Source organism: Kitasatospora sp. NBC_01539 (assembly GCF_045040525.1).
In the GTDB taxonomy this organism is placed as follows: Bacteria; Actinomycetota; Actinomycetes; order Streptomycetales; family Streptomycetaceae; genus Kitasatospora.
Genome location: NZ_CP109390.1, coordinates 8205801 through 8219765 on the forward strand (window position 1 = coordinate 8205801; position 13965 = coordinate 8219765).

General features: G+C 74.5%; 11 protein-coding genes. 7 read left to right on the top strand and 4 right to left on the bottom strand.

The features are described 5' to 3' along the window. The first annotated feature begins 12 nt into the window (after positions 1 to 12). The 6 genes from OG335_RS35625 (at position 13) to OG335_RS35650 (ending at position 7262) form a co-directional block, all read left to right on the top strand. Positions 13 to 765: an amino acid ABC transporter ATP-binding protein gene (locus OG335_RS35625; RefSeq protein ID WP_405015311.1), complete on the top strand. Its 753-nt coding sequence runs from the start codon at positions 13 to 15 to the stop codon at positions 763 to 765. Next, complete coding sequence (locus tag OG335_RS35630) at positions 762 to 1976, top strand: M20/M25/M40 family metallo-hydrolase (RefSeq protein WP_405009747.1); 1215 nt, start codon at positions 762 to 764, stop codon at positions 1974 to 1976. The genes OG335_RS35625 and OG335_RS35630 overlap by 4 nt, the downstream gene beginning before the upstream one ends. Before the next feature lie 118 nt (positions 1977 to 2094). Further along, positions 2095 to 3399 (top strand): cyanophycinase, encoded by a 1305-nt coding sequence (locus tag OG335_RS35635; RefSeq protein ID WP_405009746.1) that lies wholly within the window; start codon positions 2095 to 2097, stop codon positions 3397 to 3399. Positions 3400 to 3515: 116 nt separating this feature from the next. Further along, positions 3516 to 4421: a MurR/RpiR family transcriptional regulator gene (locus OG335_RS35640; RefSeq protein ID WP_405009745.1), complete on the top strand. Its 906-nt coding sequence runs from the start codon at positions 3516 to 3518 to the stop codon at positions 4419 to 4421. 1057 nt (positions 4422 to 5478) lie between these two features. After that, positions 5479 to 6651 carry a type III PLP-dependent enzyme gene (locus OG335_RS35645; protein WP_405015310.1) on the top strand — a complete coding sequence of 391 codons (1173 nt, stop codon included), beginning with the start codon at positions 5479 to 5481 and terminating at the stop codon, positions 6649 to 6651. Then, on the top strand, positions 6648 to 7262 hold the full coding sequence (locus OG335_RS35650) for a GNAT family N-acetyltransferase (RefSeq protein WP_405009744.1): 615 nt from the start codon (positions 6648 to 6650) through the stop codon (positions 7260 to 7262). The genes OG335_RS35645 and OG335_RS35650 overlap by 4 nt, the downstream gene beginning before the upstream one ends. 60 nt (positions 7263 to 7322) lie before the next feature. Here the strand turns inward: OG335_RS35650 and OG335_RS35655 are convergent, their stop codons facing one another. Then, positions 7323 to 8663 (bottom strand): glutamine synthetase, encoded by a 1341-nt coding sequence (locus OG335_RS35655; RefSeq protein ID WP_405009743.1) that lies wholly within the window; start codon positions 8661 to 8663, stop codon positions 7323 to 7325. Between the two features lie 145 nt (positions 8664 to 8808). Next, the gene (locus OG335_RS35660) at positions 8809 to 9843 is read right to left on the bottom strand and encodes a 3-oxoacyl-ACP synthase III family protein (protein WP_405009742.1); all 1035 of its coding nucleotides are present in this window, start codon (positions 9841 to 9843) and stop codon (positions 8809 to 8811) included. 326 nt (positions 9844 to 10169) lie between these two features. Between OG335_RS35660 and OG335_RS35665 the strand changes: the two genes are divergently transcribed. Beyond that, complete coding sequence (locus tag OG335_RS35665) at positions 10170 to 11252, top strand: alpha/beta fold hydrolase (RefSeq protein ID WP_405009741.1); 1083 nt, start codon at positions 10170 to 10172, stop codon at positions 11250 to 11252. 83 nt (positions 11253 to 11335) lie between these two features. Here the strand turns inward: OG335_RS35665 and OG335_RS35670 are convergent, their stop codons facing one another. Both OG335_RS35670 and OG335_RS35675 read right to left on the bottom strand, forming a co-directional pair. Then, entirely contained in the window at positions 11336 to 12112 is a 777-nt protein-coding gene (locus OG335_RS35670; RefSeq protein ID WP_405009740.1) for an ABC transporter ATP-binding protein, read from the bottom strand. A gap of 11 nt (positions 12113 to 12123) precedes the next feature. Then, positions 12124 to 13956: a dipeptide/oligopeptide/nickel ABC transporter permease/ATP-binding protein gene (locus OG335_RS35675; RefSeq protein ID WP_405015309.1), complete on the bottom strand. Its 1833-nt coding sequence runs from the start codon at positions 13954 to 13956 to the stop codon at positions 12124 to 12126. Between the last annotated feature and the right edge of the window lie 9 nt (positions 13957 to 13965).

Here is a 13965-nt window from a genome sequence, read left to right on the forward strand (position 1 = left end):
ATGGCCCGGCCCATGGTGCACGCCGAGGGCGTGCGCAAGCACTTCGGCAGGCTGGAGGTCCTCAAGGGCGTCGACCTGACCGTCGAGCGCGGACAGGTCTGCTGCCTGCTCGGCCCGTCCGGCTCCGGCAAGTCCACCTTCCTGCGCTGCATCAACCACCTGGAGAAGGTCGACGGCGGACGCCTCACCGTCGACGGCGACCTGGTCGGCTACCGGCAGTCCGGCAACCGGCTGCACGAGCTGCGCGAGGCCGAGGTCGCCGAGCGCCGCCGCGAGATCGGCATGGTCTTCCAGCGCTTCAACCTCTTCCCGCACATGACCGCCCTGGAGAACATCACCGAGGCACCGGTCCGGGTCGCCGGGGTCAACCGCACCGACGCCCGCCGGGAGGCGCTGCGCCTGCTGGACCGCGTCGGCCTCGGCGACCGCGCCGACCACTACCCCGCCCAGCTCTCCGGCGGCCAGCAGCAGCGGGTGGCGATCGCCCGCGCGCTGGCGATGAAGCCCAAGCTGATGCTCTTCGACGAGCCGACCTCCGCCCTCGACCCCGAACTCGTCGGCGACGTCCTGGACGTGATGCGCGACCTGGCCGCCGACGGCATGACGATGGTCGTGGTCACCCACGAGATCGGCTTCGCCCGCGAGGTCGGCGACACCGCCGTCTTCATGGACGAGGGCGTGGTCGTCGAGGCCGGCCACCCCCGCACCGTGCTGGTCGAACCGGAGCAGGAGCGCACCCGCGCCTTCCTGTCCAAGGTCCTGTGAGCGCCGCCCCCGCCCGTGCCGCCCTCGACCCGCGCGCCGCGGTGATCCTGGACGCCGCCCGGGCCGCCCTGCCCCGCTACCTCGCCGACCTGGCCGACCTCGTCGCCGTCGACTCCGGCAGCCACCACCCGGACGGGGTCAACCGCGTCGCGGACCGGCTCACCCACCGGCTGCACGGCATCGGGTTCGCCACCGAGCGGATCCCCGTCGAGTCGGTCGGCGGCCGCTCCTGGGGCGACGTGCTGGTCGGCCGGTTGCCCGGCACCCTGCCGCCGGGCGAGGGCGGCGCCCGGATCGTCCTGATCGGCCACATGGACACCGTCTTCGAGGAGGGCACTGCCGCCGCCCGGCCCTTCCGGGCCGACGGCTCCCGCGCCCACGGCCCGGGCGTCAGCGACGACAAGGGCGGCCTGCTGGCCGGCGTCACCGCCGCCGAGCTGCTGGTCCGCCAGCACCGGACCTCCTTCGCCGAACTCGTCCTGATTGCCACCCCCGACGAGGAGGCGGGATCGCCGGCCAGTCGCCCGGTGACCGAACTCCTCTGCCGCGGCGCGGACTTCGCCCTCGGCCTGGAGTGCGCGCGGGAGAACGGCGACCTGGTCGTCCAGCGCAAGGGCGTCGCCGACCTGCTCGTCACCGTCACCGGACGGGCTGCGCACGCCGGCATCGAACCCGAACGAGGCGCCAACGCCGCCCTCGCCGCTGCCCACCTGGTGGTCGCCCTCCAGGCCCTCAACGGCATCCGGCCGGGCGTCACGCTCAACGTCGGCGTCGTTCGGGCCGGCACCAGGCCCAACATCGTCTGCCCCGAGGCCGAACTCCACGTCGAGGTCAGGGCCACCACCCGCGACGCCCTGCACACGGCCCTCGACGCGATCCGGGAGACGGCGAGCCGCACCGCCGTCCCCGACACCACCGCCCGGGTCGACCAGCTCGACCTCTGCCCGCCGATGGAGTTCGGCCCCGGGACGCGGGACCTGCTCGCCCTGGCCCGCACCGCCGCCGCCGACCTCGGCTTCACCGTGGGAGGCGCAGCCACCGGCGGCGTCGGCGACGCCAACTTCACCTCCGGCCTCGGGATCCCCACCCTCGACGGCCTCGGCCCCGTCGGCGGGGCCGACCACACCCCCGAGGAGTGGCTCGACACTGCCGGCGTGCCCGCCCGGATCGCCCTCCTGGCCACCCTGATCGAACGGCTCAGGCGCAGCTGATCCCCGTCGAACCACCCGCCGCACCCTCCCGGAGGGGCCCGCACCGGACACCCCCGTGGTGCCGTGCGGGCCCGCCGCGACCCCGCAAGCACCGGCCCGACCGCCAAGGAGCCCGCCCGTGAACCACTCCCGCCCCGCCCGCCCCCGGCGCGCTGCCCTCATCCTCGCCGCCGCCCTCGCCACCGTCGCCTCGGCCGCCCCGCCCGCCCTCGCCCACCCCGCCGCCGGACACCATCCCGGCGGCACGCTCGTCCTCGTCGGAGGCGGGCTCAAGGACGACAACGCCGAGGTCTACCGGGAGATCGTCGCCAAGGCCGGCGGCCCCGGCCGGGCCCGGATCGGCGTCCTCACCGCCGCCTCCGTCCCCGAGAGCCAGGACCCCAACGCCGCCGACCCCGCCAAGTGCTCCAACTCGGCCTGCAACGGCGCCTACTACGCCGACCTGTTCCGCCACCACGGCGCGGCCGACGCCCAGTGGGTCCCGATCGATCTCGACCACCTCGACGCCGCCGACTCGGACGCCGTGGTCGCCCGGGTCGAGTCGATGACCGGCTTCTTCTTCGGCGGCGGCGACCAGTACCGCTACGTCACCACCCTGCTGCACGGCGACGCCCACACCGACTCCAAGGTGCTGGCCGCGATCCGCACCAAGCTCGCCGCCGGCGCCGTCGTCGCGGGCTCCAGCGCAGGCGCCCAGATCGCTTCCGGACCGGACATGATCACCGGCGGCGACAGCTACCGGGCCCTGCGCGACGGAAGCACCCCCGGCTACTTCGCCGACCCCGCCCGGCTCGGCTACCTCCCACAGGGCGGCTTCGGCTTCTTCGACGCCGGCCTGCTCGACACCCACACCGGCACCTACGGGCGCGAGGGCCGCGCCGTCCGCCTGGCCGCCGACACCGGCCACGGCCGGGTGTTCGCCCTCGACGAGGACACCGCGATCGAGGTCGAGCACGCCGGCACCCGCGACGAGACCCTGCGGGTGCTCGGCACCCACGGCGTCACCGTCCTCGACCTGCGCCGGGCCCGCACCCGCACGGCCGACGGCCGCTGGGCCGTCGACGGGGTCCGCTACAGCTACCTCACCGACGGCGACCGCTACCGACCCCACAGCTGGACGGTGCGGCCCGCCCCCGCCAAGGACCGCCTCCGGGCGACCGGCACCACCCCCGTCCCCGCCAACCACGACGCCTTCTACTCCGTCGACGACCCGAACGGCGCCCCCTACTCCCTCTCCGGCACCGCCCTGGCCCTCACCGCCCAGCGCACCCAGCACACCGCCACAGCCACCACCTACGAGACCGGCCCCGTCTTCACCGTCACCCTCCAGCGGCGGCCCGGCACCCGGGCCTGGACGTCCGACGGCGCCACCGCCGTCTCGTTCGCCGACCTCGACCTCGCCATCGCCCCCAGCGCCCGGTAGCACCCGGCAGGGAACATCACCGAACAAGATCTCCGCAGCCGGGCCCTTCGCTAGGCTGCGGAGCACCACAGCTCCGGACCGTCCACCCCGCCGACGCCCGGGAAAGGAACCGCGCCATGGCACCCGTCACGCTCGCCGAGGACATCCGCCAGCGCCTGGGCGACTGCAGCCCCGCCGAGCGGAAGGTCGGTCGGGTCCTGCTCGCCGGCTGGCCGGCCGCCGGCTTCGAGACCGTCGCCACCCTCGCCGAACGCGCTGACGTCAGCGCCCCCACCGTCATCCGGTTCGTCAACCGGCTCGGTTATCGCGGCTTCCCCGACTTCCAAGCCGCGCTGCGCACCGAACTCGACGAGCGCCAGGCCTCGCCGCTGACCCTCTACAGCACCGGTCGCTACGGCGGGACGGGCGAAGGGGAGGGCGAGGGCGAGGACGGCGGGCACCCCCCGCAGTCCGGCACGGCGGGCCTGCTCGCCCACGGCCGCGAGGTGTTCACCGCGGCCGTCGACCGCACCCTGGCCGAGGTCAGCCCGCACGAACTGGAGCGGGCCGTGCAACTGCTCGCCGACCCCAAGCGCCGCATCACCCTGGTCGGCGGACGCTTCACCCACCTGCTCGCCCAGTACCTCGGCCTGCACCTGATGCAACTCCGCGGCGACGTGCGCTTCCTCCCCGACCGTCCGGTCGAGCGGACGGCGCTGCTCGCCGCCCTCGGACGCCGCGACGTACTGGTCGTCTTCGACTACCGCCGCTACGAGACCGACAAGACCACCCTCGCGGAACTGGTCCGCGAGGCGGGCGGACGCGTCGTCCTGTTCACCGACGCCTGGCTGTCGCCGGTCTCCACCCAGGCCGAGGTGGTCCTCTCCAGCCAGGTCGGCGCACCCTCCCCGTACGACAGCCTGGTGCCGACACTCGCCGTGGTGGAGACCGTCGTCGCCGGGCTGATCGCCGAGATGGGGGAGCGGGCCCACCAGCACATGAAGCACAGCGAAGCGACCGCCGACCGGATCGGCCTGACCTGAGGACAGGCGGCCCCGGCCCGGGAACCGACGCGGGAACGCTGTGACGTTCCCGCGACACAGGGGGGCTCCGACGGTGCAAGACGCCACGGACGGCGGCCCTGGGACGTGGAGGACGCGTTGCTCTTACCCCTGAGAGGGCTGCAGCGGACCGTGTCGGCGCCCGACATCGTCACGTCTCGTAGATCGCCTCTCCTCGAAACGGCTCGCCCGGGGGCAGGGACGACACGAACGTCGCCGCGAGGAGGTCGTCGAGGAGCCCCCCACCCGGTCGGGCGGAAGGCCACGGGTCCGGTCCCCTGCCCGACGGGTGTACCGCTGCGAGGAGCCCGTGATGCCGATGCCGCCCGAGATCGGCCGCGCCGAGATCGACCCCGCCGAGATCAACCGCGCCGTGGTCGCCGCGCTGTGGAGGAGTCGGCCGGTGTGGGCACCGTGATCTGCGACGGCGTCCGGTGGGACCTGATCGTCAAGGCCGTAGCGGCTCGCATCGGTGCCGTTCGGGTGGTTCCGCGTGTCGAGCTGTGACTCCGGGCGCTGTTGCAGCGGCCGACAGGGACTGGCGGGAACAGGACCGGGAACGTCCCAGGGGCCTGGCATCCCGTCGGCGCCGACGGGTGCGTTCGTACACCACGCGCTTGGTACGTCGGCCTGACCGGAGGCTCCCCACCGCCCGGTTCGAACGCGACACCGGCGACGCGGCGGTGCACTGCCTCGGCGAGCGGCAGGCCCGGAGAGGGCGCACGGCAGGCGCAGGTGAGGGCCCGGAAAGTACATAGAGTGCGGCGGAGGGAGGAACCCGGGTCAGGCGTTCCGGTCGACCTTCGGACCCCTCGTCTCCTGGCGCCGGCAAGCTCCTGGCGCCGATCATCCAGTCGGAATTGGGAGTTCACACGTGAGGCCTCAGGCCACCGACACGCGTCAGATCGCCGAACCGCGCCGGACGGCCGATGGCGGCAGAACCGGCCACCGCACCCTGACCGCGTCGGCCACCGTGCAACCCTCCACCGCGTTCCTCGCCGGTCAGCACAGGCACCCGGGCCGACACGACCACTCCGCCCTGCGTGCCGCGCTCGCCGTCGCCACGGAGGACGTCATCGTCTACGACCTGGACGGCATCGGGCGCCAGTACACCGCCCTGTGCGCCGAACTGCCCGGCTTCTCGGTCCGGTTCGCGATGAAGGCCTGCCCGGTGGACGAGGTGCTCGGCCACCTCGCCGGGCTCGGGTCCGGCTTCGACGCGGCCAGCCCGCAGGAGATCGTCCAGGCGCTGCGCACCGGGGTGGCCCCCGAACTGATCCACTACGGCAACACCGTCAAGTCCGACGCCAACATCGACGAGGCCTACCGGCTGGGTGTGCGCGACTTCGCCACCGACAGCCCGGAGGACGTCGCCGCGATCGCCGAACACGCCCCCGGCTCACGGGTGTTCTGCCGGGTCGCAACCACCGGCGACGGCGCGCTGTGGGGTTTGAGCCGCAAGTTCGGCTGCTCGCCCGAGGACGCCCTGCGGGTGCTCGACGCGGCCCGGGCCGCCGGACTGGTGCCCTCCGGTCTGTCGGTGCACGTCGGTTCCCAGCAGATGACGGCCGACGCCTGGGGTGAGGCGATCGAGACGCTGGCCGGCGTGCTGGAGGCGCTCAACCGGCACGGCATCGTTCCGGACCGGATCAACCTCGGTGGGGGACTGCCCGCCCTCGGCGTCCTCGACCGGCACGGCCGTCCGCTGGAACCGCCGCTGGACAAGATGTTCGCGGTGATCCGCGAAGGCGTGGAACGGCTGCGCGCCGTCAACGCCGCCCCGCTGGACTTCCTGCTGGAGCCCGGCCGGCACCTGGTCGCCGACCACGGCGCGATCCGTGCCCACGTCGCCCGGCTCACCTCGCGCCACCGGCTCGACGGCACCCGTGAGGACTGGCTCTACCTCAGCTGCGGAAAGTTCAACGGCCTGTACGAAATGGACCAGTTGCAGTACCGGCTGGAGTTCCCGACCCGTCCCGGCGGGCAGTCGGTCGACGCCGTGGTGGCCGGTCCGACCTGCGACAGCGACGACGCGTACGCCCAGGAGGACGGCTTGGTGCGGGTCCCGCGCACGATCGCCTCCGGCGACCCGGTCTGGGTCCACTCCTGCGGCGCGTACGCCGCCGCCTACGCCACCCGGGGGTTCAACGGCTTCCGCCCGTTGCCGTACACCTGCGTAGGCGGTTCGGCGCCGGACGGAGCCGCCGCATGAGCGACACCCGGATCCGGCTGCTCCGGGAGGAGGACTGGGACGAGGTGGTCGCACTGGAGGAGCGCGCCTACACGGCGAGCGGCCTGTCCGAGGGGGAGGAGGCACTGCGCTCCCGGCACCGCGCCTCGCCCTCGACCTGCTTCGTGCTGGAGCACGCGGGCGGCTTCGGCGGCTACCTGCTCGCACTGCCGTACCCGCTCTTCCGCTGCCCGGACCTGAGCCTGGCCGAGGGGGGCACGGTGAGGGAGGACCGCGAGGGGAGCAACCTGCACCTCCACGACCTGGTGATCGCCGAGCGAGCACGTGGCCGGGGCCTGGCCCGACGGATGCAGCGGCACCTGGAGGAGACCGGGTGGTCGGCCCGCTACCGGACGCTCTCCCTGGTCGCCGTGCACGGCTCGCAGAGGATGTGGACGCTGCTGGGCTACCGCACCCGGCCGGAGATCGGGCTGCCCGCGAGCTACGGCGCCGAGGCGGTCTACATGGCGAAGCCGGTGGAGCGGGCCGTCACCGACCCGGCTCCCGGCCGTCCGGCGCAGGTCGCGGACGCGGAGGGCGCGCCGCGGGCGATCGGGTGCGCCGGGCTGCCCGCCGGGTCGGCGCGGGATTGAGCGTGCGGGCCGGCCGGCCGCGGACCGGCCGGCCGTTCGGGGGAGATGCGTGATTCTCCGTCAGTACCGCCAGCGGACGGCCTCGATGACGTCCTCGTCCGTGTGCGCGGCGAACAGCTCCGCCTCAGCCCGCCGTACGGCCAGCACGTTCCCGTACAGCTCGGGGCCGAGTGCCTGCCGCAGCACCGCGGACTTCTCGTACGCGTCGGTCGCCTCCGACAGGCTCGCCGGGAGGCGCTCGGCGCTGCCGAGGGCGGCGGGGTCGCTCCGGGTCTCGGGCGGGAGGGGCAGGCCGGCGTCGAGCCCGGCGAGTCCGGCGGCCAGCACGCCGCCGATCGTCAGGTACGGGTTGGCGGCGGCGTCGAAGCACTTGAACTCGGCGTTGGCCTGCCCGGCGGTGGAGCCGGCGATCAGGCGTAGCGCCGCCTCGCGGTTCTCCAGGCCCCAGCAACGGTAGGCGCCGGCGAAGTGGGAGGGGACCAGGCGCAGGTAGGAGGCGACGCCGGGCGCGCCGAGGGCGAGCAGGGCGGGCAGTTCGGCCAGTGCGCCCGCGAGGAACTGCTCGGCTTCGGGGTGCAGCCCGTGGCGGCCGGGGCCGCCGTGCCCGAGGTTCCGGTCCTGTCGCCAGATGCTGAGGTGCAGGTGGCCGCCGTTGCCGATCGCGCCCTCGGAGAAGACGGGCGCGTACGAGACCCGCAGGCCGTGCCGGGCGGAGACGGCCCGGACGGTGTGGCGCACCAGCATCGCGGTGTCGGCGGCCTCCACCGGCCCCTCGGCGGCGACCGAGACCTCGAACTGCCCGGCGGCGTACTCGGGGTGGATCTGCAGCACGGCCAGCCCCTGCTCGGTGAGGGCGCGCAGCACCTCCCGCAGGTAGTCGGAGTGCTCGATGAAACGGGCCATGCCGTACGCGGGTTCGACCGTCGCGGGGTTTCCGGCGGCGTCGGCCACCACCCACTCGATCTCGATCCCGGCCCGCACCGAGAGCCCGCGTCGCTCGACGGCCTCGGCGGCCCGGCGGGCGAAGCCGCGCTGGCAGCCGGGGTGCGGGGTGCCCTCCTGGGTGTGGCGGTCGGCCGGGGCCCAGGCCCAGCCGGGCTGGGCGGCGAGCACGGTGAGCCGGTCGAGGTCGGGGACGAGCCGCAGGTCGCCCACGGGGCCGGTGCTCGAAGGTGTGGTGGTGAAGGAGTCGTCCACCAGGGAGAGGTCGAAACAGGGTACGGCGCCGACACCGTACGCGGCGGCGTGTTCGAGCTGGTCGAGCGGGACGGACTTCACCCGGGTGATCCCGGCGTTGTCGACCCAGCCGAACACCACCCCGTCGATTCCGTCGGCGGCGAGCTGGGCTTCGGCCGACCGGGCCTGGGCGGCCCGTTCGGCCCGGGAGTGCGTGGTGGTCATGACGCCCATGCTGGTGTCCGCGGCGGCGGGCGTGCCGGGAAAACTGCCGGGGTTCACTCGTTCGTGAACGCTCGGAGTGGTGGCGTGCCACAGGACGCGGGCGCGGGAGACGCCGGGGGAGGGCGCTGTCCGTCCCGGGGATCCCTCAGACGTGCCGGAGGCAGAGGGTTCCCCACTGGAAGCCGGCGCCGATTCCGGACAGCACGTAGACGTCTCCCGGGAGCAGGGCGCCTGCGGAGACGGCGGAGTGGAGCGCGGTGAACAGGCCCGCCGAACCGGTGTTGCCCAGCCGGTCGACGGTGACGGGCGCGCGCTCACGGGGAACGCCCAGGGCTGCCAGGGCTGCGGTGAGGATGTTCAGGTTGGCCTGGTGCAGGAAGAAGTGCCGGACATCGTCGATCGGCACGCCGGCGCGCCGGGTGGCACTGGTGATGCTCTCGGGCAGGCGGGTGGTCGCCGCGTCCCAGACGGCGCGACCGTCCATGGACAGGTAGTGGTCTCCGGCGGCGACGGTGGCGGCGCTGGCGGGCAGCCGGGAGCCGCCGGCGGGGATCTGTACGCCGTAGGACAGCCGGGAGCCCAGATCGTAGGAGAGCAGGCCCGCTCCGGGGGCGTCGGTGCGGGTGAGGACGACGGCCGCCGCGGCGTCTCCGAAGAAGACGGCGGTGGTGCGGTCGTGGGGATCGGTGATCCTGGACGCGCAGTCGGCCGCGAGGAGCAGGACGGTGGTGATGGAGGGGTTCTGCAGGAGGTGGGCGGCGATCAGCATGGCCTGGACGCCGGAGGCGCAGGCGGCCTGGGTGACGTCCAGGGACAGCGCGCGGTGGGCGCCGAGGGCGTCCTTGACGATCAGCGCGGTCGACACGAGTGGCTGGTCACCCGTGTAGGTGGCGACGATGACCGCGTCCAGCCGGGCGGGCTCGATGCCGGCGGCTTCCAGGGCCGGGTGGGCGGCGGCGACGCACATGTCGGAGGTCGCCAGGTGCGGGGCCAGGCGGCGGCGTTCGCGGATACCGGTGCGACTGGTGATCCATTCGTCGGTGGTGTCCAGAGTGCGGGTGAGTTCCTGGTTGGTGACGACCGCCGGTGGCAGGTGCATCCCCGTCCCGGCGATGGAGAACGGCACGGACAGGCCGGCGCCGGTCTGATGGAACAGGGTCTGGTCCAGGGCCACGGTCACGCTGCGGCGCTCCGCCCCGGCGCGATCGGCGCACCTCGGTGAACTCCCATATTCCGTTCCTTTCGAAATCGTCCGTGAATGACCTGGCGCTGCCCGGTCCGTTGAATTCCGACGCCGAATCTTCTCACGGAAAGAAGGTGGGTAGATCGCCCTTTAATCCGTGAGTGTGAGGAAATATTTGACCGCTTGACACCGCGGTGCCGGAAATTCTTCGCCGTGTCGCGGAACGGCAGCCGCCGGGCGTCCACCGCGATCCGAGTGGGGGCGGACGGGCCGAGGACGGATACTGGTGGCGATCGGATTTCGAATGCCTTTGCGGAGGGTCGATGCGCCGGGACGGACGGGTCGCGGACTCCTTGCTCGCGCTGCTGAGCCGGGACTGGCTCGGGGCGCCGGTCGCGGTGCTGGTGGTGGGGGTGGGCGTCGGGCTGGTCGGGTCGCGGGCGGCCTGGGCGGTGGTGCTCGGCGGCCTGGCTGTGGCCGTCGGTGCGCTGCTGGCGGCGGGCAGCGCGCGGCACCTGGTGCTGTTGGCCCGGAAGGCGCGGGCGAGTCCGCCGCCGGGGCGGCTGGTGGACGTGGGTGACCACCGGATGCACGTCCTGGGCGAGGGGGAGGCGGACGGCGGGCCGACGGTGGTCTGGATGCCCGGCGGGCATGCCCCCGGAGCGGAGTTCCGGGAGTTGCACACGATGCTCGCCGGTAGCAGCCGGTCGGTGCTGGTCGACCGCCTCGGGACGGGCTGGAGCGATGTCGGGCCCTTCCCCCGGACGACGGCGGGCGAGGCGGAGGAACTGCTGGCAGCGCTGGAGGCGGCGGGGGAGCGGGCCCCCTTCGTGTTCGTCGGCCACTCCTTCGGCGGGCTGCTGGTCGCGAACGCGGCGAGGCGGCGGGCGGACCTGGTGGCGGGGCTCGTGCTGCTCGACCCGACGCCCCTGGAGGTCATCGCCTTCGGGCCGCCCAACGGGCAGCTCGCGGCGATGCGCCGGGGCTTCCTGCTGACGGCGGTGCGGCAGTTGTTCGGTGCCCACCGCGGCCCCGCGGACCGGGTCGGGCAGGGCTGCGCGGCCGTCTCGGCCTTCGCCGAGCTGTCGCCGTCCGGGCTGGCGAGGGTCGGCTGGGAGACCGTGGTGTACGACGGGGATCTCGGGGACCTGCCGCTGGTGCTGGCGGTACCCCGTGACCTCACCGGCGGTGAGGCGGTGCTGGCCGCTGCCCGGGACGCCGCCGAGGCCGAGCGGATCAGCCGCTTCTACCTCCGGAGCAGGGTCCGGTACCTGGCGGCGTCGACGGCGGCACGGCTGGTGTACACGCCGGAGGGGACGGGCCACGACTTCCCGAGCGAGGCACCGGAGTTCGTGGTCGGCGTGGTCGAGGGCCTGCTGCGGGAGCTGCGGGCGGCCGGCCCCTGACCGTCCGCGCGGAGCCGGCGGGGAAGGAGCGCCCGCATCCCCGTCCGGGGGCTCCGGCGGCCGCCGTGTCCGGGGCCCGACGGTCATGACGTGCTCCGCTCGGGCGGGGAGGCGCGCAGGGAGGGCACGGAGGCGAGCAGCGTCCGGGTGTAGGGATGCCGCGGTGCGTGCAGGATCGTCCCGGTGGGGGCGGACTCGACGATCCTGCCGTGCCGCATGACCGCCACCGTGTCGGAGACGTGGCAGACCGCCGGCAGGTTGTGGCCGATGAACAGCATCGACAGACCGAGCCGCCGCTGGAGTTCGCGGATCGTGTTGAGGACGCCGGCCTGCACCGAGACGTCGAGGGCCGAGGTGACCTCGTCCGCGATCAGCAGGCCCGGTCCGACGGCCAGGGCGCGGGCGAGGGCGACCCGCTGACGCTGGCCGCCGGACAGCTGCCGCGGCAGGCGGTCGACGAGCCGGGGGTCCAGGCCGACGAGGCCGAGCAGTTCGGTGACGCGCGCGGCGCGGGCGGCCCGGTCGAGCCGGCGGAAGACGGTGGCGGCTTCGACGAGCGTCTGGCGGGCCGTCATCCGGGGATCCAGCGCGGTGTCCGGGTCCTGGAGGACGACCTGGACGAGGCGGCCGAGTCGGCGCCGGTCGCGCACGGTGCGGGTGCGGACCTCCTGGTCGTTGATCAGGATCCGTCCGCCGTGCACGGGGAGGAGGCCGACGATCGCGCGGGCCAGGCTGGACTTCCCGGAGCCGGACTCGCCCACGAGACCGAGCGTGGTGCCGGACGGGACCTCCAGCGAGACGCCGTCGACGGCGGTGACCGGTCCGCGCGGGCCCGGGTGGCGGACAGTGAGGTCGGTCACCCGGAGGACGGTCATGACGCGGCCGCCGTCTCCGGGGCCGCTGCCACCGGTACCGGGTACCAGCAGGCGACCCGGTGGCCGGCGTCGAGGTCCTCCAGCGGCGGGGCCTGCTCGGCGCAGTGGTCCCGGCGGTGCGGACAGCGGGGCTCGAACGGGCATCCCGGTGCGGGTGCCAGCGGGTCCGGCGGTGCGCCCCCGATCGTCGGCAGCGGCCGGTCGCGGTCGGCGGCGAGGTCCGGTACCGAGGCGACCAGGGCCCGGGTGTAGGGGTGCCGGGCGCGGTCGGCGAGGCGGTCTGCGGGCAGGGTCTCGACGATGGTGCCCGCGTACATCACCAGGACGCGTTCGCAGAACTCGCCCACGAGCGCGATGTCGTGGCTGATGAACAGGATCGCGGCGGAGGTGTCCCGCCGGATGTCGGTGAGCAGCCCGGTGATCTGCCGCTGCACGGTGACGTCGAGCGCGGCGGTGGGTTCGTCGGCGATGATCAGCCCGGGCCGCACCATCAGCCCGGCGGCGATCAGCACGCGCTGGCGCTGGCCGCCGGAGAGCTGGTGCGGACGCGAGCGCAGCAGCGCCGGGGGCAGGGCCACCCGGCGCAGGGCGTCGGCGGCCTGCGAGGCGGCCTGTGCACGGCTGGCGCCGCGGTGGGCCCGGACCGCCTCGGTGAGCTGGGTGGCGACCCGCAGGGACGGGTTGAGCGCCGAGGCCGGATTCTGGAAGACCACTGCGAGGCCCGTCGCGAGGTGCCTGTCCCGTTCCCCCGGGGGCAGGACGGCGAGGTCGGCCCCGCGCAGGCGCAGGGTGCGCCGGGAGACCCAGGCGCCGTGCGGGAGCAGGCCGGCGACGGCGAGCGCGGTGAGCGACTTGCCCGACCCCGACTCGCCGACGAGCCCGACGATCTCGCCCGGCCGCAGCGACAGGCCGACGTCGCGCACCGGCCGGATCGGGCCGTCCCGGGTGGGGAGTTCGACGGTGAGGCCCTCGACCTGGAGGACCAGCCCGTCCTCGGCGGGGCCGCTCGGGGCAGGCGTCGGCACGGGCGTGCGCGGCGCCGGGCCGCGCCGGGCGGCGCTCCCGGCCAGGACCTCGCCGAGCAGTTGGAAGGCCAGGGCCGCGTAGAGGACGGCCAGGCCCGGGGCGAGTGCGGGCACGGGCTCGACATAGATCCGGTCGAGCCCCTGGTTGAGCAGCTGACCCCAGTCGTAGCCGGGCGGTTGGACGCCCAGCCCCAGGAAGCTCAGCCCGGAGAGCGCGACCAGGGTGCTGCCCGCCGCCGTGGTGATGCTCAGCAGCAGCGGCTCGGCGATGTTGGGCAGGACGTGCCGCCACAGCAGCCGGTGGCGGCGCAGGCCGAGGACCCGGGCCGCGGCCAGGTGGTCGGTGCCCGCGACGCCGGCGGCGAGGGTCTGGGCGAGCCGGGCGTATCCGGCGACGCCCGCGGCGGCAAGGGCAAGCACCGCCCCGGCCGCGCCCGCGCCGGACACGACCGCGAGGAACACGGCGACGAGCAGCGCCGGGAAGGCGAGCAGGAGGTTGATCAGCCCGGCGGTCAGCCGGCGGGCGCGCCGGCCGAGGACGGCGGTGCAGGCCCCGAGGAGCACCCCCGCGGCCGCGCCGAGCAGGACCGCCGCCAGCGCGAGCAGCAGGGAGGGCCGGGTGGCCGTCAGGACCCGGGCGAGCAGGTCCCGGCCGAGGTTGTCGGTGCCGAAGGGGTGTTGCCCGGAGGGGCCCTGGAGCACGGCCGCGGGGTTCGGGCGGTCGGCTGCCGCGCCCCAGACCAGTGGGCCGATCAGCGCGAGCGCGACGAGTGACGCCAGCATGACGGCGGTGGTCCAGGCCATGGGCGAGCG